A 20,210-nucleotide genomic window follows, 5' to 3' on the forward strand; every position below is an offset into this window, starting at 1 on the left:
CGAGGCGCGCATTCTACAGCGCCCCGTACATCTGTCAAGTGGTTATTTTCAGAAGTTTTCAAAGTTTCCTTTGCAACTTCAACCACTTGCGCTTTCGATCTCTCGTCAGCGGGAGGCGAATTCTACAGCGTTAGCCGCTGCTGTCAACACCTCTTTTCCAGCGTCTTCGATCGCGAAGATCGAAGTGCCGACGGGACTTGACTGCAACCCTGTCGACCCCTTCCGGACTTCGATGATTTGAAGTCCTGCACACCCGAAAACTTCATAACTTATTGAATCTCAAGAAGTTTTCCGTTTCGACTGCGCCGGAAGTGGGGCGAATTATAGAGACTCAGAATCTGCCGTCAACCCCTGATTACGCTTTTGTTGAAAAAGGAACCTTGCGCCCCATTAATCGCGGGATACGGCGCAACACCGGTGGAATCCTCAACATCAACAAAAAAAGGCCTATGGCCGCATAGATCGACCACTCCTTGAGATCAGCCCTCACGATCCACAACATATGCAGCAATCCAAGGCCAAGGATCGGATAAACCAGACGATGCAGTTTCTTCCAGCGCGAGCCCAATCGACGCTGGCTATACCGATTGGAAGTGATTGCCAAAGGCAATAAACCGAGAAACCCCATAACCCCGACAATAATGTATGGCCGCTTGCTCAACTCGACACCTAACTGCGACCAGTCGAAGCCCAGAATGAATGCCAGGTAGCAGCTCAAGTGCAACACCACATAAGCAAAGCACCACAACCCGAGCTGGCGCCTTACCGCAATCCACCCCGCCCATCCCGTCAATTTCTGCATTGGCGTCATGCTCAAGGTCAGTAGCAGCAGAATCAGTGCTCCCAACCCAAGCCTATCCACCAGTACCTTGCCCGGATCAGGCCCCAACGCACTCATCAACGCCTCATAAAGCCAGAGCAGCGGCCAGACTGCCACCGCCATGAAGACGCCGATCCGCCACACTGGAAAATGCATCAGTAATCCTTCCTCAGGTCCATCCCTGCATAAAGAGAGGCCACTTCATCCTGGTAACCATTGAACATCAATGTATCGCGGACGTTTGGACTGAATAGCCCGCTCGGCAAGCGACGCTCGCGCGCCTGGGTCCAGCGCGGATGGTCTACCGTCGGGTTGACGTTGGCATAGAAACCGTACTCGTCCGAGGCAATGCTTTGCCAGGTGGTTTTAGGCTGCTCGCTGACCAGGCTGATGCGCACAATGGACTTCACGCTCTTGAAACCGTACTTCCATGGAACAACCAGCCGCAAAGGTGCGCCATTCTGGTTTGGCAGCTCTCGCCCATACATGCCGACAGCCAGGATCGCCAACGGGCTCATCGCCTCATCCAGCCGCAAACCCTCCACATAAGGCCAATCGATCAAGGCAAACCCAGAGCGCTGCCCGGGCATCATCTTTGGATCCTGCAGCGTTTCGAAGCGGATGTACCGGGCCTTTGAGGTCGGCTCGACCTGCTTGAGCAACGCGGAAAGGGGAAAGCCGATCCATGGAATGACCATCGACCAGGCCTCAACGCAGCGCAAGCGATAGATGCGCTCCTCCAGTTGATAAGGCTTCATGAAATCTTCCAGCGCATAGCGCCCCGGCTTGCCCACCTCGCCATCCACTACCACGCTCCAAGGCTCGGTTTTCAAGGCGCCGGCATTGGCCGCCGGGTCCCCCTTGTCGGTTCCGAACTCATAGAAGTTGTTGTAATGGGTCGCGTCCTTGAATGGCGTGATTGACTCATTCTTGACCGTGACGGCGCCCCACTGGGCGGATGACAGTTTCTCGGTGAACCAGGCAGGCGCCATGCCAGGCTCCACATCGGGATAACGTGCGGCATCAGCAGCACTCGCCCAACGGGAAACGCCACTCATGGCAACGCCAGCCACCACGGTAGCCGCCAGTATCTGGCGACGAGAAAGATAGAGGGATTCAGGCGTGACATCCGATTCACGGCAGTCGGACGACTTGGAGACTTTGATCAACATGACAACTCCGCAGCATTGGAGGGCAGATGCACCAATAGACTGCGGAGTATGGGGGAAATTACATTAAGGCAACGTTTAGCCTCGGCGAAGACGCAACAGATACTGCGCTGGCCCGGAAGCGGCATAGGCGAGGAATACCAGCAGCAGGATACGCGGCGGATCGCTGAAGACAACCGCGAATACCAATACCACCGCCAGGATCGCAACGAACGGCACGCGCCCCTTCAGATCCAGTTCCTTGAAGCTGTTGTACTTGATGTTACTGACCATCAGCATACCGGCCGCCGCTACCAGCAGCGCCACCAGGAAGGACATTTTCGACCCCTGGATGCCATAGTCGCTGAACGCCCACACAACCCCCGCCACGACGCCTGCCGCAGCCGGACTCGCCAGGCCGATGAAGTAACGCTTGTCAGCCTTGCCCACCTGCGTATTGAAACGCGCCAGCCGCAAGGCCGCACCCGCCACATAGATGAAAGCGACCATCCAGCCGACCTTGCCCATATCCCCCAGCGCCCAACCGAATGCCAGCAAGGCCGGGGCCACACCAAAGGCGACCATGTCTGACAGGGAGTCGTACTCGGCGCCGAAAGCGCTCTGGGTATTGGTCATGCGAGCCACGCGCCCGTCCAGGCCATCGAGCACCATGGCGACAAAGATCGCGATGGCCGCGAACGCGAAATAACGGCTCGCCCCGGCAGCATCGCCAGCGCTCAACGCAGCCTGGGCACTCATGGAGCTGATGATGGAATAGAAACCGGCGAACAGGTTGGCGGTGGTGAACAGATTCGGCAGCAGATAGATGCCACGATGCCGGACCTTGCGGCCTTCAGCGTCATGACCTTCTTCGACGTGCTCATCGATGGGCAGCATGCTTTCGGCGTCAGGAGCCTGGTTTGGCTCGTCGGGACGTTCGCTCATGGACAGTACCTTGCAACGGTGTGAAAAAATTCGACAGGTGTCTGGGACGACGGTTCGGCCGCAAACGATGCAGCTTTATACCAGAAGCAGCCGTCCAAACGAAAAAACGCGGCCATGGCCGCGTTTTTCGATCAAGCTCGCGACTCAGTTCTTGGCTTTGTCGACGATCTTGTTGGCGCTGATCCAAGGCATCATCGAGCGCAGTTGCTCACCAATGATCTCGATACCGTGGGCAGCGTTGTTGCGACGCTTGGCAGTCATCGAAGGGTAGCCGGTGGCGCCTTCACTGATGAACATCTTGGCGTACTCGCCGTCCTGAATACGTTTCAGGGCGTTGCGCATGGCCTGGCGGGACTCGGCGTTGATCACTTCCGGACCAGTCACGTACTCGCCGTATTCGGCGTTGTTGGAGATCGAGTAGTTCATGTTGGCGATACCGCCTTCGTACATGAGGTCAACGATCAGCTTCAGCTCGTGCAGGCATTCGAAGTAAGCCATTTCTGGCGCATAGCCGGCTTCAACCAGGGTTTCGAAACCAGCCTTGACCAGCTCCACGGTACCACCGCACAGAACAGCCTGTTCACCGAACAGGTCGGTTTCGGTCTCGTCCTTGAAAGTGGTTTCGATGATGCCGGTACGGCCACCGCCCACACCGGCGGCGTAGGACAGTGCCACATTCTTGGCGTTGCCCGAGGCATCCTGGTAGATAGCGATCAGGTCAGGGATACCGCCACCCTTGACGAATTCGGAACGCACGGTGTGGCCCGGGGCCTTCGGTGCGATCATGATCACGTCGAGGTCAGCACGCGGCACGACCTGGTTGTAATGGATCGAAAAACCGTGGGAGAAAGCCAGGGTCGCGCCCTTCTTGATGTTCGGTTCGATTTCGTCGCGATACAGAGCGCCCTGGAACTCGTCCGGAGTCAGGATCATGACCAGGTCGGCAGCGGCAACGGCGGAAGCCACATCAGCCACTTTCAGACCGTGGGCTTCCGCCTTGGCAACGGTGGCCGAGCCTTTACGCAGGCCGACGGTCACGTCGACACCGGAATCTTTCAGGTTGCACGCCTGGGCGTGGCCTTGGGAACCGTAACCGATAATGGCGACTTTCTTGCTCTGGATGATCGACAGGTCGCAATCTTTATCGTAGAAAACTTTCATGAATTTCCCCTATATCCGGCCGTTCAGGCCATTCGCTAATTTGGTTTAGATGCTCAGTACTTTGTCGCCACGGGCAATGCCGGTAACGCCACTGCGTACGGTTTCCAGAATCGAGGCGGTGCCGATCGATTGAATGAAGCTGTCGAGCTTGTCGCTGGTACCGGTCAACTGAACGGTATAGACGCTGGCGCTGACATCAACGATCTGCCCACGATAAATATCGGTGGTGCGCTTGATCTCGGCGCGCTGGGCGCCGGTGGCCTTGACCTTGACCAGCATCAGTTCGCGCTCGATGTGAGCGCTCTCCGACAGGTCCACGAGCTTGACCACCTCGATCAGCTTGTTCAGGTTTTTGGTGATCTGCTCGATGATTTCATCATGCCCCACCGTAGTCAGCGTCAGACGCGACAGGGTCGGGTCCTCGGTAGGCGCCACGGTCAGGCTTTCGATGTTGTAGTTGCGCTGCGAGAACAGGCCTACTACACGAGACAGAGCACCCGGTTCGTTTTCCAGAAGCAGGGAAATAATATGCCGCATGATTAGGTACGCTCCGTCTTGCTCAGCCACATATCGCGCATGGAACCGTCTTTGATCTGCATCGGATAGACGTGTTCGCTGGTATCGACCTGGATATCGAGGAATACCAGGCGATCCTTCATGGCGAAAGCCTCCTCGAGCCCGGACTTCAGGTCTTTAAGCTCGGTGATGCGAATCCCCACGTGACCATAGGCTTCGACCAGCTTGACGAAGTCCGGCAGCGATTCCATGTAGGAATGCGAATGACGGCTGCCATAGCTCATGTCCTGCCATTGGCGAACCATACCCAGCACGCCGTTGTTCAGGTTGACGATCTTCACCGGCAAACCGTACTGCAGGCAGGTGGACAGCTCCTGGATGTTCATCTGGATACTGCCTTCGCCCGTGACGCAGGCGACATCGTTATCCGGAAAGCTCAGCTTGACGCCCATGGCCGCGGGGAAACCGAAGCCCATGGTGCCCAGGCCACCGGAGTTGATCCAGCGGTTGGGTTTGTTGAACTTGTAGTATTGCGCGGCAAACATCTGGTGCTGGCCCACGTCCGAGGTGATGAAGGCATCGCCCTTGGTCACTTCGCACAGGGTTTCGATCACTGTCTGCGGCTTGATCACGCTGCCGTCGCCCTTGTCATAAGGGAACAGGCCACGGTCGCCACGCCATTCATCCACCTGCTTCCACCAGCTGGCGACAGCGTCCTTGTTCGGCGTCTCGCCGATCTCCTTGAGGATAGCGACCATCTCGGTCAATACGCTTTCCACCGGCCCGACAATCGGCACGTCTGCCTTGATGGTCTTGGAAATGGACGCAGGGTCGATGTCGATATGGATGATCTTGGCGTTCGGGCAGAATTTCGCCGGGCCGTTGATGACCCGATCATCGAAACGCGCACCGACGGCCAGGATCACGTCCGCATGGTGCATCGCCAGGTTGGCGGTGTAGCTGCCGTGCATGCCGAGCATGCCGATGAACTGACGGTCGGTACCCGGAAACGCGCCCAGGCCCATCAGCGTATTGGTTACCGGCAGGTTAAGCATCTTCGCCAGTTCAGTCAGCGGCGCGGAGCCGCCCCCCAGGATCACGCCGCCGCCGGAATACAGCACGGGACGCTTGGCCGCCAGCAACATTTCTGCCGCCTTGCGGATTTGCCCTGAGTGACCGCGTACAGCCGGACTGTAGGAACGCAGCTTGGCTTTTTTCGGAAAGACGTATTCGAATTTCTCGGCCGGGTTGGTCATGTCTTTCGGGACATCGACCACCACCGGGCCGGGACGGCCGGATTCGGCCAGGTAGAAGGCCTTCTTCATGACCTCCGGGATTTCCGAGGCGTGCTTGATCATGAAGCTGTGCTTCACGATCGGCCGGGAGATACCGATCATGTCGGTTTCCTGGAACGCATCGGTGCCGACCATGGTGCTAGGCACCTGGCCGGAGATGATCACCATCGGAATGGAGTCCATGTAGGCGGTGGCGATACCGGTGATGGCGTTCGTGGCGCCAGGGCCGGAAGTTACCAGTACCACGCCGGCCTTGCCGGTGGCGCGGGCATAGCCGTCAGCCATGTGGGTCGCCGCCTGCTCGTGACGAACCAGGATGTGGGTCACTTCCGGCTCTTTGAACAGGGCATCATAGACATGAAGAAGAGCACCACCCGGGTACCCGTAGATATATTTGACGCCTTCGTCACGCAAGAAGCGGACGAGCATCTCACCGCCAGATAAAAGCTCCACGTTGTTCACCTCTAAAACGCCAGAATACCGACCCTCGACAAGGGGACGGGTCTTAATAGGTTTACTTCTCGGCAGAGCATGAGCGACGGTGGTCGCCGACTACGTCAGCACTGACTGAGCAAGTATTGGGATCGTCCCAAGTGTTGCGGGCCTTTCCCACCCAGCGCGAGGTAACGCGTTGCGGGTGTAACAGGTCGACGCGGATATGCGCCTCATGATCTGCCGAGTGGGTCTGCTTCTGGCAGTCCCTCTACAGCGGACTTTGGATTCTTCTGTTTCGCCTTCTGCAAGTCAAGTCGTCTATGTGCTTTATTGAAGTAAGCGCATGAGAACGCAAGAAAAAACCTTTAAACGGCTACTGTGTTAGCTTCAATTGCGCAACCCATGACAAGGAAACAGCATGCGAATGATCCTCCTGACCGCCAGCCTGCTGGCTGGCCTGAGCCCAATGTGCATGGCCGGCCAGGTCTACAAGTGGGTGGACGCCCAGGGCGTTACCCATTTCGGTTCCCAGCCGCCACAAGGCGCAGAAGCCACCACCGTGATCAAATCCGCTCCATCGCCTGCCGGCAAGCCGCCAGCGCCCCCCACCGGCGGTGCCATTGGTGACCAGAAGGTCATCGATCAGGAGGTGAAGAAACAGGTCGCCGAGCAGGAGGCCCAGCTCAAGGCTTTCTGCGAACAGGCCCGGACCAACCTGGCGCAACTGCAGAACAACCCGAGGCTGCGCGAGGAAGTGGAGGGGGAAATACGCCGCCTCACGGATGAAGAGCGGCGTCAGCGTATCGACGAAACGCGCCAGCAGATCGAAGAGCACTGCCAGTGACGACGGTCAGCTGGCCTCGCTGATCAACTGGTCGAACTGCGCCAGCAACCGTTGCAGCTCGACGCCCTGTCCCGGGCGCTGGGCATAGACCATTTCGGCCATGGCCAGGATGCCCGAGGCATTGGGCAATGGCAGGTCGTTTTCCAGGATGGCTTTCATGCGAGGCAGGAAGATCCACTGCAGCCATTGTTCAAAGTCCAGGGTATCGACCGCGAATGGCTCGACACTGGCCAGCGCTTCGGCCGAAGGCGAAACGCTGCTCCACCAACCCTGAACCCGCAGCTCTCGCTCGATCAGCAGCAACTGGTCGGCGATCCGAGGGAAGCGACCGTCCATCAGAGCGAAACCTTGGCCTTCTGGCGGGCCAGCGCCGCGCCAGCAGAATCGCCCTGCTTCTCACGGGCCTGGGCGATCAATTCCCACAGGCTGGCCTGAAGTGCCGGACGACCACTAGTAAATGTCAGGCCACGACGAGCCAGTTGCTCGGCTTGCGGCGCATCGCCTTGGGCCAGACGCACCTGGGCCAGGCGATAAAGAACCTGGGGTTCACGTGGCGCAACGCGTTGAGCGCGCTCCAGGCTGGAGGAAGCACCATTCAAGTCACCGCCGGCCTGTTGCTGCTGGGCCGTGGTCAACAGGGCCAGTACCGGCCCGTCCAGCTGTTCATCGGCGGACAAGCCACCGCTGTTGGACGGCGCAATGCTACCCGACGTCGACGGCATGCTGTAGCTGCCCTGGTCGATCGGCGAACCGTTCACAGGCCCCGGCGTGATCGGGCCAGACGTGACCGGACCCGGCGTGATCGGCTGGCTGCTGATCGGAGCCGAAGTGGCCGCACCACCGCCCGGTACCATGACCACGACACCGGAGTCACCCTGGGGAATAGCCTGGGCCTGCCCTTGCACCGGGCGCTTCACTGTCGTCTGACGGAAACCGCCGCTGGCCGAGACCCGCTCGCTGTTGGAAACCGCCGTGCCGGCATCGACCACCGGAATAGAACCACGTTGTACGGTGGAGCAACCACTGAGCAAAGCCACGGCAGTCACCGCTGGAATCAACCACTTGTTCACTTGAAACCCTCTTTGCTTAATTCATCCAGTCCTTGACCCAATCCATCACCGATTCGGCGGGATTCGTACCGCCACAGGCGGCACCGGGTGGCGGTTCGCTGCCGCGAATATACGGCATCTGTACCGCCCCCGGACAATTGGCGTCGGAGCCCTGTCCGGTACGGGAATCGACCCAGGCCTGGACGATGTTGTCCGGTTGCGGCATATCCAGCGGCAACGGATCAGCCTTGCGCATGAAACTGGTCCAGACTTGCAGCGCGCCAGTGGCACCGGTGAATGGCGTCTTGCCGTTGTCATCACGACCAAGCCAGACCACTGCCAACAGATCCTGGCTGAAACCGGCGAACCAGCTATCGCGCGAATCGTTACTGGTACCGGTCTTGCCCGCCAGAGTCAGGGTCCGGGGCAGCACGTTATAAACCGAACTGCCGGTACCTTCACGCATGACCCGCTGCATGGCGCTCTGGATCAGATAGATGGAGGCCGGATCGAAACGCTGCTGGATCTGGAACGGGTAGCGCTTGAGAGGCTCGCCGTCGGCGGTGAGCACGCTGCGGATCCCGCGCATCGGTGTATTGAAGCCACCGTTGGCCAGCGTCTGGTACATGGCCGCTACTTCGATCGGCGTGAGACCACCGGCGCCCAGCAACATCGATGGGAACGCCGGGAGTTCACGGTTGACCCCCAGGCGCGCCAGGGTCTTGAGCACGTTCGGCACACCGACTTCCATGCCAAGGCGCGCCGTGGACAGGTTGTAGGAATGCGCCAGCCCCTGGTACAGGAACACCGTACCGTGGGTGCGGCGATCATAGTTCTGCGGCTTCCAGACCTGGCCATCCGCCCCCTTGACCGAGAAGGCCTCGTCGGACAACCAACTGGTCAAGGTGTACTGGCTCGGTTTCTCCAAGGCCGTGAGGTACACCGCCGGCTTGATCAGCGAGCCGATCGGACGCACCGCATCCAAGGCCCGGTTGAATCCGGCAAAACTGGCCTGGCGACTGCCGATCATGGCCTGGACTTCACCGGTTTCCGGATTGGTCACCACCATGGCAGCCTCGACTTCATCGGCGCCCTTGCGCCCGCCCAGTCGCTTGAACGTGTCTTCGACCGAGGCCTCGGCCTTCATCTGCAGGATCGGATCAAAACTGGTAAAGATGCGCAGGCCTTCTTCGGTCAAGTCTTCGTCGCGGTAGTCCTCACGCAGTTGACGCTTGACCAGGTCAAGGAAACCGGGGAACGAACTGTCCGCCAGACTGCCGCGCTTGGTCACGCCCAGTGGCATTTTTTTCGCCGCCTCGACCTGCTCGGCCGTCGCCACGCCCTGTTGCTGCAACAGATCCAGCACCAGGTTGCGTCGTTCGAGGGCGCGTTCGGGATTGCGACGCGGATTATAGGAGGACGGCCCCTTGACCATGCCCACCAGCAACGCCACCTGGTGCAGCTTGAGCTCGGACAGTGGCTGGCTGAAGAAGAACTGGCTGGCAAGGCCGAAACCGTGCACCGCCCGCTGGCCATCCTGGCCGATGAAGACCTCGTTGAGGTAAGCCTCGAGGATTTCCTGCTTGTCGTAATGCAGCTCCAACAGCAAGGCCATCATGGCTTCGGTGAGCTTGCGAGAGAGGCTGCGCTCGTTGGTCAGGTAGAAGTTCTTGACCAACTGTTGGGTCAGGGTACTGCCGCCCTGGCGCATGTGGCCCGAGGACGTGTTGACCCAGACAGCGCGGGCTATCGACTTGGGTGAAACGCCGAAGTGATGATAGAAGTCCCGGTCCTCGACGGCGATCAGCGTGTCGATCAGGAACGGCGGTACCTGGTCGATCTTGATCAGGATCCGGTCTTCCAGGTTCTTGGGATATAGCCCACCGATCAACAGGGGCTCGAGGCGCACCACCGATAGATTCGCATTCTTGGCACCGGTCAGCGCGGCCACATAGTCGCCCGAAAACCGCACCCGCACCGGTTGCGCCTGCTCCATGCCTTCATAGAACTGGAACCCCCGGGTATTGAGTTCAACGGTATTGCCATTGACGGAAGCCGCCCCCGGCCCGTTGGCCACGCTCTCACGGCGGTAGCCCAGGGCATCGAGTTCGGTGAGGAAATCATCGCGGCTCAGTTTCTGGCCGACGAACAACTCCAGCGGACGCGCGTAGACCTTGGCCGGAATCATCCAGCGCTTGCCGGAGAACTTCTCCTGGACCACGGCATCGAGGTAGACGGCAAAACCGGCGAGCACGACGAGGCCCACCAGGCTGAGTTTAAGGGCCCAGCCCAACCAGGGCCGCAGGCGGCTGGCGGGTGGTTTCTTGGGGGTACGGGGGGATCGGGTACGAGTCATGGCGGCGGATTATACGCACTTTGCGGCGGTTCAACATGAGCCCGCAAACCCGCCTGACAGAACGGGACCATCCGGTTTGCGTTAGCGCGGCTTGCCGCCATAATGACGACCTTGATTTCCAGACTCTGAAGGATCGCCTGTGAGCCAGTCCCTGATCGCTGCCCTGCAAAACCCGGCCCTCTACCCGCATCCCGTCGAAGGGTTCCAGGTCATCGAAACCCATATTTCCTGGGTCTTGCTTACCGGCCCGTACGCCTACAAGTTCAAGAAGCCGGTCAATTTCGGCTTCCTCGATTTCACCGACCTCGAGTCCCGCAAGCATTTCTGCGGCGAAGAGCTGCGCCTGAACCAGCGATTGACCCAGGATCTCTACCTGGAGGTGCTCCCGATTACCGGCAGCGTCGAAGCACCACAGCTGGGAGGCGACGGCCCAGCCATCGAATATGCCTTGAAGATGCGTCAATTTCCCCAGAGCCAACTGCTCAGTACATTGCAGGCCAATGGCGAACTGACGACCGCACACATCGATGAAATGGCTGAACAGATCGCCAGGTTCCACCTTTCCACGCCCAAGGTCCCTGCCGAAAACCAGGCGGGCACTCCCGACAGCGTGATGGCTCCGGTGCGGCAGAACTTCGAACAGATCCGCCCCTTCCTCAGTGACAAGGCCGACCTGGCGCAGCTCGAGGCCCTGCAGGCCTGGGCCGAAAGCAGCTTCGAACGCCTCAAGCCACTGTTTACCCAACGCAAGGCCGAAGGCTTCATCCGTGAATGCCACGGCGACATCCACCTGGGTAACGCTACCGTGATCGACGGCAAGGTGGTGATTTTCGATTGCATCGAGTTCAACGAGCCATTCCGCTTCACCGACGTCTATGCCGACACCGGATTCCTGGCCATGGACCTGGAAGACCGCGGCCTCAAGTCGCTGGCCCGGCGCTTCGTCAGCCAGTACCTGGAGCTGACCGGCGATTACCAGGGCCTGGAACTGCTGAACTTCTACAAGGCCTACCGTGCGCTGGTACGGGCCAAGGTCGCGCTGTTCAGCATGTCGGCCGAAGACCCCGTACAGCGTGCCACTACCCTGCGCCAATACCGCAACTACGCCAACCTGGCTGAAAGCTACAGCACCATCCCATCTCCTTTCCTGGCCATCACCCACGGTGTTTCGGCAGTGGGCAAAAGCCATGTCGCGATGCGCCTGGTGGAAGCACTGGGCGCGATTCGCCTGCGTTCGGATGTGGAACGCAAGCGCCTGTTCGGCGAGCAACAGGTTCAGAACGATCCACAAGCCGGCATTTACAGCAGTGACGCCAGCGCTACCACCTATGCCCGCCTGCATGACGTCGCAGGGGCCATCCTGCACGCCGGGCTCCCGGTGATCATCGACGCGACCTATCTCAAACATGATCAACGCAACGCAGCCGCGAAGATCGCCGAAGCAACGGGCGCGCCGTTCCTGATCCTGGACTGCGATGCGCCGCAGGCAGTCATCGAAAGCCGCCTGGCGCAGCGTCAGGCCGACCACAAGGATCCGTCCGACGCGAACCTCGCCGTGATCGCTGCCCAGCAGGCCAGCCGCGAGCCCCTGACGCCGGAGGAAATCCTGTGCAGCAAGCCGGTCCAGACCAATGAAAGCGCCTCGCTCGATGAGGTCGTCGCGCAGATTCGCCAGCGCCTGCCAAATCTGTAAACAACTATTTCGGTCGTGAAGCGACGCTCGGCTTCACGACCGTCAACTGGTGGCACTATACTGGCGTCATAAAACCAACAGGTGCGATGACATGAGCCATCCCAAGCTTCTCAACACTCCGCTTTATGACTTGCTGCGCAAGGATGACATCGCAGGCTTCAACAGCGAGCGCCCTCAAGGTCCGGTCGACATGCGTGGCGGCGACTTCCGTGGTCTCGATCTGCGGGAATTGAACGTGGACGACGTCGATTTTACCGATGCGTATTTCCGTTCCGCCGATTTGCGCGGCGTCGATTTCCGCAAATCGAAACTGGAGGGCGCAAGCCTGGCCCACGCCCAGATCTCCGGTGCCTATTTTCCGCCGGAGCTGTCAGCCGACGAGATCCTCATGTCGATGAATTTCGGTACCCGACTGCGTTATCGCACTCGCTGAGGATGTGACACCCAAGCGCCATCGCCTCCAGAGCCCCTGCTCGCGCTGGAGGCAGGCACGTCGTCGCGTGCCCTGCTGCATCGTGCGTTATGCATTAGAAGCTTTTGCGCCGATTCCGACCAAAGAATCACGCTTTTCCTACTGAGCGCTACACTCCTGAGAAACTTGCCCACTGCACCAGTCGGCCGTCGCAAGGAGGCTCGATGAATGATGAACTGCAACATCTGAAAAATCTGGGCAAGACATCGGCCCAGTGGCTGCACGCCGTGGGTATCCACAGTGCTTCCGATCTGCGTCGGCTCGGCGCGGTCGATGCCTACCGCGCCGTGCGCACTCGTGGATTCCGAGCCTCGAAGGTATTGCTGTACGCCATCGAGGGGGCCTTGATGGATGTGCACTGGAACGACATCCCCGCCGAACGCAAGGAGGCCCTGAACCAACAGCTGGATGCTATTTCGACACGTCACAAAGCCTGATCGAACCACTTGGCTGGCGGCACCCGGCATGTCGCTCGGATTATTTCGAAGGTTCAGGAAAAGAAAGTTTGACTTGGTAATGAGAATCGCTATGATTACCACATCCGGTCGCGAGACTGGTCGATATTTGAACAGCCCTTGGTTCGGACTCTCAGATATCTCCTCATCAGGCTAATCACGGTTATTCGACCCGGCTCTTGCCGGGTCTTTTTTTGCCTGCCGGAAACAGGTGCTCGCGCCTACGACTCTCCGCGCATCTGCGCGCAGTAGTCCACCGGTGGCGCGGCGGGTGTGTACCACACGTAATCCGCCATGGCCGACGTCACCTCGCTGCCCTCCTCGGCCAGCATCAGCACCCGCGGCGCTTCTGCCGCGCCGAGATCCAGCGTGTGCAGCGGCACGCCGACGTCCTTGCGGCCATGCCAGGCGCCAGCCAGCAATAATGCAGGCGTCGGCGCCTGCAGCAATCGCTCGGCCATGCGCCTGTCACGTTGCTGCTGGACAGCCAGCATCGCCGGCATCTGCGACTCCGGCAACAAGCCACAATGGGATTCCCTGATCTGTCCCAGCAGTTCGTCTTTCACAACCGCCGCGTTGGAGCGAGGCCCAGTGAGGCCCGGTGCCTGCTTGTAAAAGCGCTGGATTTCGACGGTGTCCAGGTTGGCGGCCAGCAGTGGATAGGGTTGAGCCAGCGCAAACGTCACTACCGGTCCATACAGATTCCAGTCCCAGCCGGGCGACCAACCCAGCGCGGCTGGCAGATCCTCAGGCAATACCGATGACTTGCGCACCGCATCGACCCGCGGCTGTTGTTCCGGTGTCAGCATTTCCAGCAACAGGCTGCCTTGAGGCCGTTGTGCGCCGAGGGCCTGGAGCAACCATTCTTGCAAGGCGTGGTGATCCTGATTGTCGTGTCGCTCCCCCACGATCAACCGAGGTGCCATTGCCAACTGTTCGACCAACGCCTGGGGCGTGACGGCCTGGCCTGTGTGCAGATCGCGAATACGCCCGGCGACCGGGGGTGGCGAGATGCTTTGGCAGGCTGACAATACACTCAGCAATAGAATCAGGATCAGGCGCACAAGCTGTATCCTCATTGAGCCCTTCAGCGGGCGATGATCAATGGGTGCCCGCGCTCCGGATGGGGTTGTACCAGCACTTCCAGGCCGAATACCGCCTTGAGCGTTTCCGGGCGCAGCACATGTTGCGGTGTATCCAGCGCCACCGGACGGCCGGACGCAAGCAACAACAGGCGATCACAGTAACGCGCCGCCAGATTCAGGTCATGCAGAATCACCAGCACGGCAGCGCCGCGATCGGCGAATTCACGCACCGCCTGCAGGATCGTATGCTGGTGCAGCGGATCGAGCATTGAGGTCGGTTCGTCCAGCAGCAAGGTTTGTCCCGCCTCTCCCGGCCACAACTGCGCAAGCACCCGCGCCAGATGCACCCGCTGGCGCTCGCCCCCGGACAATGCCAGGTAACTGCGGCCATGCAGATGCGCGGCGTCGGCGGCTTGCAGCGCCGAGGCCACGATTTGTCCATCGCGCACCCGACCGCTGCGATGCGGCAAGCGGCCCATGCCGACCACCTCTTCCACCCGGAACGCGAAATCCAGGGTCGACGACTGCGGCAATACCGCCAGGCGACGGGCACGTTCGGAGCCGTCCCACTGGGACAGGGGCCGTTCATCGAGCCAGACCTGCCCCTGGCTGGGACGCAACTCGCCACACAGGCCCGCCAGCAACGTGCTTTTGCCCGCGCCATTGGGGCCGAGTACCCCAAGCACCTCGCCGCACTCAAGCGCCAGGTCAACGCCGGCCAATACGGTTTTCCGGCCACGATGAATGTGCAGGTTCTGCGCGCGCAGCATCAGGCACGCCCTCGCACCAATAGATAAAGGAAGAACGGCGCGCCGATGAACGCCGTGACAATGCCGATCGGCAATTCCGCCGGAGCCAGTGCCAGGCGCGCCACCAGATCGGCCAACAGCAACAGGCTGCCACCCGCCAGTACTGAGGCCGGCAGCAGGATGCGATGATCAGGGCCGGCTATCAGGCGCACCAGGTGCGGTACCACGAGCCCGACAAAACCGATCATGCCCGCTGCCGCCACTGCCGCGCCAACGCCCAGGGCGGTGCAGAACACCAGTTCGCGCTTGAGTCGCTCGACGTCGATCCCCAGGTGAGCAGCCTCGGACTCTCCCAGCAACAGGGCATTGAGGGCCCGGGCCCGACGTGGCAGCCAGGCCACGACGCCAGCGCAGACCAGCAACAACGGCCACAACCGCGCATAACTGGCACCATTGAGGCTGCCCAGGTTCCAGAAGGTCAGGGTGCGCAGGGTCGCGTCATCCGCCAGGTAGGTGAACAGGCCGACGGCCGAAGCCGATAGCGCGGTCAGGGCAATGCCGGCCAGCAGCATCGTAGCGACGTGAGTCTGGCCGTTGCGTCGGCCCAGGCGATAGACCAGTGCTGTGACACCAAGCCCACCGAGAAACGCACACAGCGACAATACATAGGGGCCGAACGCTTCGGGCAGCCCGCCCATCACGGCCCCGCCGACAATGGCGAATGCAGCGCCCAGCGCCGCGCCGCTGGACACTCCGACCAGTCCCGGGTCCGCCAGCGGGTTGCGGAACAACCCCTGCATCGCCACGCCGGACAAGGCCAGTACCCCCCCTGTCGCCAGGCCCAGCAACGTGCGCGGCAAACGGATCTGGCCAAGGATCAGTTCAGCCTGCTCCAGGTTGTCGGCAGCCACCGGCAACCCCATCAGATGCAAGGCGGCACGCCCGGTATCGAGCAACGGCAGGCTTACCGGCCCCAGGGCCAGTGACAGCCAGATCGCCAATAGACACAACAGACTCAGGCCGATGAACAGGACGCGCGGCTGGACCTGCGGCCTCATTGTGTCTCGACCAGCCCGGGATAGAACCTGGCGGCCAGGGCTGCCAGGCTTTGCGGCAAGCGTGGGCCCAACCCGCCGACCAGCAAGGTCGGGTCGAGCTCGATCACACGCCCGTCCCTGGCGGCACGGGTCGAGGCGAGAATCGGATTTTCCTTGAACAGCGCCACACGGGCTTCTTCGCCACTGAGCACTCGATCGGCGAACACCAATACTTCAGGATTCAGACTGGCCAGGGTCTCCACCGAAAACGGCTTGTAACCGCTGTGGGTCGCCAGGTTCTGGCCTCCGGCCTGTTGCAACAGCCAATCGGCAGCAGTGCCTTTGCCAGCGACCAATGGCTTGCCTCCCGAGTGCCCCACCAACAGCAGCACGCCGGGCGCCTTTTGCTTGAGTTGAGCCTGGGACACTCGCTCTTTTTGCACCGCAAGCTGTTCTTGATATTGCTGGAACAACTGCTCAGCCTTGGCCTCGGCGCCCAGCAAACGGCCCAGATGTGACAGGTTTTCCTTGAGGCTCGGGACGTCAGGGGTTGCCGAGAACAGTTCGACCTGCACCCCGGCGCTGCGAATCTGTGCCAATACAGGCGGCGGGCCCATTTCCTCGGTGCCCACCAGGATCTGTGGCCGCAGGCTCAGCACACCCTCTGCCGATAACTGCCGCTGGTAGCCGATGCTGGGTAGCGCGCGCAGGGATTCGGGGTGCTGGCTGGTGGTGTCCACGCCAACCAGCTTCGACTCCCCTCCCAGCGCACTCACCCACTCAGACAATGCGCCACCGGCACTGACCCAGCGCTGTGGCGCCTGCGCTGCACTGGCCCACTGGCTGGCCAGTAACGCAGCAAACAGTACGGCAACGCGGATATTCAGGCGCATCAGGCAGCTTCCTCAAAGAAGTTGTTCGCAGGTGCGGGCACAGACCCGTCAGGCCAAGTATCCTCACTGCTGCGAAGGAAGCGCCATTTGATAATTGTTTTCATTTGACCGTCAAGCGCTCCGAGACTCGCGTTCAAGACAGGTTCCATTCGCCATGAAATATCAGGACATCCATGAAGTTTCTTTGCAGCGCCGCCGAACTACCTGACAACAGTAGTCGCGGTTTCGACATCGATGGGCGAAAGGTGCTAGCGGTACGTCGCGCGGGCCAGGTCCATGCGTATTTCAACCGCTGCCCGCATCGCGGCGTGCCACTGGAATGGCAACCCGACCAGTTCCTCGACCCCAGCGCCAGCCTGATCCAATGCGCCACCCATGGCGCCCTGTTTCTGATCGAAAGCGGCGAGTGCGTGGCCGGCCCTTGTGCCGGCCAGTTCCTGGTCGCTCTAGAGTGCCGGGAGGACGAGCAAGGCATCTGGGTCAAGCTGTAGCGGCTCGAGCAGCACCGGCAGCGGACGATCCACCCACATCTGCTCGGGCGTCAACGTGACCCCATAAGCCAACACCTCCACTCCCGCCGCCACGGCCTCGCGCAGCGCGGCCGCGTATAGCGGGTCGATCTCCCCCGCAGGACGCACGGCCTGGATGCCACTCAGGTTCACACAATACAGCTGCACCGCACGCACGCCCTGCCGGGCCAGGCCCGCCAGTTCTCGCAGGTGTCGTGCCCCGCGCTGGGTCACCGCATCGGGAAACGCGGCGACATCCGTTCCATCGAACCCCAAGGTGACACTCTTGACTTCGACCCAGGCCGAGCCGAGCTCATAGTCCAGGCGAAAATCGATGCGGCTGTTCTCCACACCGTAAGCCACTTCACGTTTCAACCCGACAAAGCCGTTCAGCTCACTGATCACGCCGGCACGCAGCGCTTCTTCGACCAAGGCATTGGCCCGCGCCGTATTGATGCAGGCCAGCCTGCCCTGAGGGGTTTCGCCGATTTCCCAAGTGCCGGGCAACTTGCGCTTGGGGTCACTGGAACGGCTGAACCAGACGCGCGCGCCTGGCGCCATGCAGTTGAGCATCGAACCGGTGTTGGGACAGTGAATGGTCAATTGCTCGCCGTCGGCGGTTTCGATATCGGCGAGAAAACGCTTGTAACGTCGGATCAACCGGCCTTCTTCGAGTGCAGGAGAAAAACGCATCAGCCTTGCCAGCTCCGAAGCCCGCGCGCGATACGCTCCACCGCTTCCTGCAAGCGCGGCAAGCTCTGGGTGTAGGCGAAACGCACATGGTGCCCGGCCTGATGGCGGCCGAAATCCAGCCCCGGCGTAAACGCCACGTGTTCGGTTTCCAGGAAATGCTGGCAGAAAGCAAAGGCATCGCCACCGAACGCGCTGATATCGGCGTAGAGGTAGAATGCGCCCTGCGGCTCGACCGCGATGCCGAAGCCCAGCTCACGCAAGGCCGGCAGCAGAAAGTCGCGACGCAGTGCGAACTCGGCCCGGCGCTGCTCGAAAATCTCGATGGTGGCCGGCTCGAAACAGGCCAGGGCGGCGTGCTGGGCCATGCTTGGTGCGCTGATGTAGAGATTCTGCGCGAGCTTTTCCAGCTCCCCGACAGCGGCCAGAGGAGCCACCAGCCAGCCAAGTCGCCAGCCGGTCATGCCGAAATACTTGGAAAAACTGTTCAGGACAAAGGCCTCGTCGTCGACTTCCAGCACGCTGGCGGCATCGGTGCCGTAGGTCAGGCCGTGGTAGATCTCGTCCACCACCAAATGACCATTGTGCCCCTTGATGGCCCTGGACAGTCCGGCCAGCTCGTCCCGGGTGAGGATCGTCCCGGTAGGGTTGGCCGGCGAGGCCACCAGTGCGCCGACACTGTCCTGGTCCCAGTGACGGTTCACCAGGTCAGGCGTCAGCTGGTACCGCACCTCCGGCCCCACCGGAACCAACTGCGCCGCCCCCTCCACCAACCGCAGGAAATGACGGTTGCAGGGATAGCCGGGATCGGCCAGCAGCCAATGCTTGCCCGGATCCACCAGCAAGGCACTGGCCAGCAACAATGCGCCGGAGCCGCCCGGGGTGACCAGGATGCGCCGGGGATCGATCTGTACGCCATAGCGCTGCCCATAGAAACCGGCGATGGCTTCGCGCAGCTCGGGGATCCCACGGGCCGCGGTGTAGCGGGTCTTGCCCGCCGCCAGCGCGGCCTGGCCAGCCTGGATGATCGGCTCGGCGGTGGTGAAATCCGGCTCGCCAATCTCCAGGTGGATGACATCGTGGCCGCTGGCCTGCAGTTCGTTGGCCCGGGCCAGCAGTGCCATGACGTGGAACGGTTCGATGGCGCGGCTACGCGCACTGTAGGGCTGAGCCATTGGCCTTCCTTGCAAAGGAAAAAGAACCGATTCTACCCAACCCGGGAACGAGCGCGAACCCAAAGCTGTCAGAGCCCTGTCGCAAGAAATGAGTCCGGCGATTGACCCAGGCTTGACTAGAATCAAGCATTGAGCAGGATTACCACTTCACCGCACCGCCCCCGGCCAGTTCCTGCAAGCCCCACGCACCGCAGGCTCGACAACCGGGAGTAGCGCGGCCCGATTCGATCTGGTAAGTTCGCCCGCTTGCAGCCGCAGGGCCGGCAGGTGTCGGTGATGGAGCAATCCTGCGTAGTGGATTACAAGAGTAGAGGCGGTCCATTCATGCCCACCCAAGCAAAGCAAAATCAGAACCAGTCGCTCAGCGGGTTTGAGCCTTATGTCCCTAAAGAGGGCGAAGAGTACATGGGCGCTCCCATGCGCGCGCACTTCACCAGGATCCTGAACAAGTGGAAACAGGACCTGATGCAGGAAGTCGACCGCACCGTGGACCATATGAAAGACGAAGCGGCCAACTTCCCCGACCCGGCCGACCGTGCCAGCCAGGAAGAAGAATTCAGCCTCGAACTGCGCGCCCGTGATCGTGAACGCAAGTTGATCAAGAAGATCGACAAGACGCTGCAACTGATCGAGGACGAAGAATACGGCTGGTGCGAGTCCTGCGGCATCGAGATCGGCATCCGCCGACTGGAAGCCCGCCCGACCGCCGACCTGTGCATCGACTGCAAGACCCTGGCGGAAATCAAGGAAAAACAGGTCGGCAAGTAATTGCCCGGGCTGTCATGAAAACGGAGCGTCCACACGCTCCGTTTTTTGTTTCTGGCTTGAATACGGGATAACGAGGCCTGGCATTTTGTGGCGAGGGATTTTATCCCCGTTGGGC

22 protein-coding genes are annotated in these 20,210 nt (G+C 60.7%); 7 read left to right on the forward strand and 15 right to left on the reverse strand.

The window, feature by feature from the left end; translation table 11 throughout:
- Positions 1-241: hypothetical protein (locus BLP99_RS26530; protein WP_256327887.1), on the forward strand; the 241-nt coding region annotated here is incomplete at its 5' end.
- A gap of 114 nt (positions 242-355) precedes the next feature.
- Here BLP99_RS26530 and msrQ read toward each other — a convergent pair.
- The 6 genes from msrQ to BLP99_RS23030 all read right to left on the reverse strand — a co-directional run bounded on the left by msrQ (position 356) and on the right by BLP99_RS23030 (position 6,338).
- Complete coding sequence (gene msrQ, locus BLP99_RS23005; RefSeq protein ID WP_072398659.1) at positions 356-976, reverse strand: protein-methionine-sulfoxide reductase heme-binding subunit MsrQ; 621 nt, start codon at positions 974-976, stop codon at positions 356-358.
- Positions 976-1,992, reverse strand: a complete 1,017-nt coding sequence (gene msrP, locus BLP99_RS23010) for a protein-methionine-sulfoxide reductase catalytic subunit MsrP (RefSeq protein WP_072459667.1) — start codon at positions 1,990-1,992, stop codon at positions 976-978. The genes msrQ and msrP overlap by 1 nt, the downstream gene beginning before the upstream one ends.
- Positions 1,993-2,067: 75 nt before the next feature.
- Positions 2,068-2,913: a CDP-diacylglycerol--serine O-phosphatidyltransferase gene (gene pssA, locus BLP99_RS23015; protein WP_072398657.1), complete on the reverse strand. Its 846-nt coding sequence runs from the start codon at positions 2,911-2,913 to the stop codon at positions 2,068-2,070.
- A gap of 144 nt (positions 2,914-3,057) precedes the next feature.
- Positions 3,058-4,074 (reverse strand): ketol-acid reductoisomerase, encoded by a 1,017-nt coding sequence (gene ilvC, locus BLP99_RS23020; RefSeq protein ID WP_072398656.1) that lies wholly within the window; start codon positions 4,072-4,074, stop codon positions 3,058-3,060.
- A 45-nt stretch (positions 4,075-4,119) separates the two neighbouring features.
- Positions 4,120-4,611, reverse strand: coding sequence for an acetolactate synthase small subunit (gene ilvN, locus BLP99_RS23025; protein ID WP_003205610.1), 492 nt, complete (start codon positions 4,609-4,611; stop codon positions 4,120-4,122).
- A 2-nt stretch (positions 4,612-4,613) separates the two neighbouring features.
- On the reverse strand, positions 4,614-6,338 hold the full coding sequence (locus BLP99_RS23030; RefSeq protein ID WP_072398661.1) for an acetolactate synthase 3 large subunit: 1,725 nt from the start codon (positions 6,336-6,338) through the stop codon (positions 4,614-4,616).
- Between the two features lie 400 nt (positions 6,339-6,738).
- Between BLP99_RS23030 and BLP99_RS23035 the strand changes: the two genes are divergently transcribed.
- On the forward strand, positions 6,739-7,164 hold the full coding sequence (locus BLP99_RS23035) for a DUF4124 domain-containing protein (RefSeq protein WP_072398655.1): 426 nt from the start codon (positions 6,739-6,741) through the stop codon (positions 7,162-7,164).
- A 6-nt stretch (positions 7,165-7,170) separates the two neighbouring features.
- On the opposite strand, the gene BLP99_RS23040 is transcribed toward BLP99_RS23035, so the two are convergent.
- Genes BLP99_RS23040 through mrcB form a run of 3 tightly spaced genes read right to left on the reverse strand, consistent with a single transcriptional unit; the run spans position 7,171 to position 10,569 of the window.
- Complete coding sequence (locus BLP99_RS23040; RefSeq protein ID WP_072398654.1) at positions 7,171-7,500, reverse strand: YqcC family protein; 330 nt, start codon at positions 7,498-7,500, stop codon at positions 7,171-7,173.
- Complete coding sequence (locus BLP99_RS23045) at positions 7,500-8,234, reverse strand: tetratricopeptide repeat protein (protein ID WP_072398653.1); 735 nt, start codon at positions 8,232-8,234, stop codon at positions 7,500-7,502. Before BLP99_RS23045 ends, BLP99_RS23040 begins: the two co-directional genes overlap by 1 nt.
- A 16-nt stretch (positions 8,235-8,250) precedes the next feature.
- The gene (gene mrcB / locus BLP99_RS23050) at positions 8,251-10,569 is read right to left on the reverse strand and encodes a penicillin-binding protein 1B (RefSeq protein WP_072398652.1); all 2,319 of its coding nucleotides are present in this window, start codon (positions 10,567-10,569) and stop codon (positions 8,251-8,253) included.
- A gap of 139 nt (positions 10,570-10,708) precedes the next feature.
- On the opposite strand from mrcB, the gene BLP99_RS23055 reads away from it, so the two are divergent.
- From BLP99_RS23055 to BLP99_RS23065, 3 genes are all read left to right on the forward strand, one after another.
- Positions 10,709-12,262 (forward strand): bifunctional aminoglycoside phosphotransferase/ATP-binding protein, encoded by a 1,554-nt coding sequence (locus BLP99_RS23055; RefSeq protein WP_072398651.1) that lies wholly within the window; start codon positions 10,709-10,711, stop codon positions 12,260-12,262.
- Between the two features lie 91 nt (positions 12,263-12,353).
- Entirely contained in the window at positions 12,354-12,695 is a 342-nt protein-coding gene (locus BLP99_RS23060) for a pentapeptide repeat-containing protein (RefSeq protein ID WP_072398650.1), read from the forward strand.
- Between the two features lie 203 nt (positions 12,696-12,898).
- Positions 12,899-13,171 (forward strand): TfoX/Sxy family protein, encoded by a 273-nt coding sequence (locus BLP99_RS23065; protein ID WP_072398649.1) that lies wholly within the window; start codon positions 12,899-12,901, stop codon positions 13,169-13,171.
- Between the two features lie 239 nt (positions 13,172-13,410).
- Here the strand turns inward: BLP99_RS23065 and BLP99_RS23070 are convergent, their stop codons facing one another.
- Genes BLP99_RS23070 through BLP99_RS23085 form a run of 4 tightly spaced genes read right to left on the reverse strand, consistent with a single transcriptional unit; the run spans position 13,411 to position 16,953 of the window.
- A complete protein-coding gene (locus BLP99_RS23070; RefSeq protein WP_176776524.1) occupies positions 13,411-14,253 on the reverse strand; it encodes a ChaN family lipoprotein in 843 nt (280 codons plus the stop codon).
- A gap of 23 nt (positions 14,254-14,276) precedes the next feature.
- Positions 14,277-15,044: a heme ABC transporter ATP-binding protein gene (locus BLP99_RS23075; protein ID WP_072398647.1), complete on the reverse strand. Its 768-nt coding sequence runs from the start codon at positions 15,042-15,044 to the stop codon at positions 14,277-14,279.
- On the reverse strand, positions 15,044-16,081 hold the full coding sequence (locus BLP99_RS23080) for a FecCD family ABC transporter permease (protein WP_072398646.1): 1,038 nt from the start codon (positions 16,079-16,081) through the stop codon (positions 15,044-15,046). Before BLP99_RS23080 ends, BLP99_RS23075 begins: the two co-directional genes overlap by 1 nt.
- Positions 16,078-16,953: a heme/hemin ABC transporter substrate-binding protein gene (locus BLP99_RS23085; protein ID WP_092181846.1), complete on the reverse strand. Its 876-nt coding sequence runs from the start codon at positions 16,951-16,953 to the stop codon at positions 16,078-16,080. The genes BLP99_RS23080 and BLP99_RS23085 overlap by 4 nt, the downstream gene beginning before the upstream one ends.
- Positions 16,954-17,126: 173 nt before the next feature.
- Between BLP99_RS23085 and BLP99_RS23090 the strand changes: the two genes are divergently transcribed.
- The gene (locus BLP99_RS23090; protein WP_092181849.1) at positions 17,127-17,444 is read left to right on the forward strand and encodes a Rieske (2Fe-2S) protein; all 318 of its coding nucleotides are present in this window, start codon (positions 17,127-17,129) and stop codon (positions 17,442-17,444) included.
- Here BLP99_RS23090 and sfsA read toward each other — a convergent pair.
- On the reverse strand, positions 17,400-18,155 hold the full coding sequence (gene sfsA, locus BLP99_RS23095) for a DNA/RNA nuclease SfsA (RefSeq protein ID WP_072431984.1): 756 nt from the start codon (positions 18,153-18,155) through the stop codon (positions 17,400-17,402). The two genes, BLP99_RS23090 and sfsA, sit on opposite strands and share 45 nt — an antisense overlap.
- A complete protein-coding gene (locus tag BLP99_RS23100) occupies positions 18,155-19,327 on the reverse strand; it encodes a pyridoxal phosphate-dependent aminotransferase (protein ID WP_072398642.1) in 1,173 nt (390 codons plus the stop codon). The genes sfsA and BLP99_RS23100 overlap by 1 nt, the downstream gene beginning before the upstream one ends.
- Positions 19,328-19,651: 324 nt before the next feature.
- Here BLP99_RS23100 and dksA point away from each other — a divergent pair, with 324 nt between their 5' ends.
- On the forward strand, positions 19,652-20,095 hold the full coding sequence (dksA, locus tag BLP99_RS23105; protein WP_072398641.1) for an RNA polymerase-binding protein DksA: 444 nt from the start codon (positions 19,652-19,654) through the stop codon (positions 20,093-20,095).
- Positions 20,096-20,210: the final 115 nt, after the last annotated feature.

The sequence above is a fragment of the Pseudomonas sp. NFACC32-1 genome (assembly GCF_900101215.1).
Lineage (GTDB): Bacteria > Pseudomonadota > Gammaproteobacteria > Pseudomonadales > Pseudomonadaceae > Aquipseudomonas.

Bases quoted from the DNA above. Each gene is read 5' to 3' on its own strand.
- BLP99_RS23075 (WP_072398647.1), bottom strand. From the start codon at position 15,044: ATGCTGCGCGCGCAGAACCTGCACATTCATCGTGGCCGGAAAACCGTA.
- msrQ (WP_072398659.1), bottom strand. From the start codon at position 976: ATGCATTTTCCAGTGTGGCGGATCGGCGTCTTCATGGCGGTGGCAGTC.
- BLP99_RS23065 (WP_072398649.1), top strand. From the start codon at position 12,899: ATGAATGATGAACTGCAACATCTGAAAAATCTGGGCAAGACATCGGCC.
- ilvN (WP_003205610.1), bottom strand. From the start codon at position 4,611: ATGCGGCATATTATTTCCCTGCTTCTGGAAAACGAACCGGGTGCTCTG.
- BLP99_RS23100 (WP_072398642.1), bottom strand. From the start codon at position 19,327: ATGGCTCAGCCCTACAGTGCGCGTAGCCGCGCCATCGAACCGTTCCAC.
- ilvC (WP_072398656.1), bottom strand. From the start codon at position 4,074: ATGAAAGTTTTCTACGATAAAGATTGCGACCTGTCGATCATCCAGAGC.
- BLP99_RS23085 (WP_092181846.1), bottom strand. From the start codon at position 16,953: ATGCGCCTGAATATCCGCGTTGCCGTACTGTTTGCTGCGTTACTGGCC.
- BLP99_RS23090 (WP_092181849.1), top strand. From the start codon at position 17,127: ATGAAGTTTCTTTGCAGCGCCGCCGAACTACCTGACAACAGTAGTCGC.
- pssA (WP_072398657.1), bottom strand. From the start codon at position 2,913: ATGAGCGAACGTCCCGACGAGCCAAACCAGGCTCCTGACGCCGAAAGC.
- msrP (WP_072459667.1), bottom strand. From the start codon at position 1,992: ATGTTGATCAAAGTCTCCAAGTCGTCCGACTGCCGTGAATCGGATGTC.
- mrcB (WP_072398652.1), bottom strand. From the start codon at position 10,569: ATGACTCGTACCCGATCCCCCCGTACCCCCAAGAAACCACCCGCCAGC.
- sfsA (WP_072431984.1), bottom strand. From the start codon at position 18,155: ATGCGTTTTTCTCCTGCACTCGAAGAAGGCCGGTTGATCCGACGTTAC.
- dksA (WP_072398641.1), top strand. From the start codon at position 19,652: ATGCCCACCCAAGCAAAGCAAAATCAGAACCAGTCGCTCAGCGGGTTT.
- BLP99_RS23080 (WP_072398646.1), bottom strand. From the start codon at position 16,081: ATGAGGCCGCAGGTCCAGCCGCGCGTCCTGTTCATCGGCCTGAGTCTG.
- BLP99_RS23040 (WP_072398654.1), bottom strand. From the start codon at position 7,500: ATGGACGGTCGCTTCCCTCGGATCGCCGACCAGTTGCTGCTGATCGAG.
- BLP99_RS23060 (WP_072398650.1), top strand. From the start codon at position 12,354: ATGAGCCATCCCAAGCTTCTCAACACTCCGCTTTATGACTTGCTGCGC.
- BLP99_RS23035 (WP_072398655.1), top strand. From the start codon at position 6,739: ATGCGAATGATCCTCCTGACCGCCAGCCTGCTGGCTGGCCTGAGCCCA.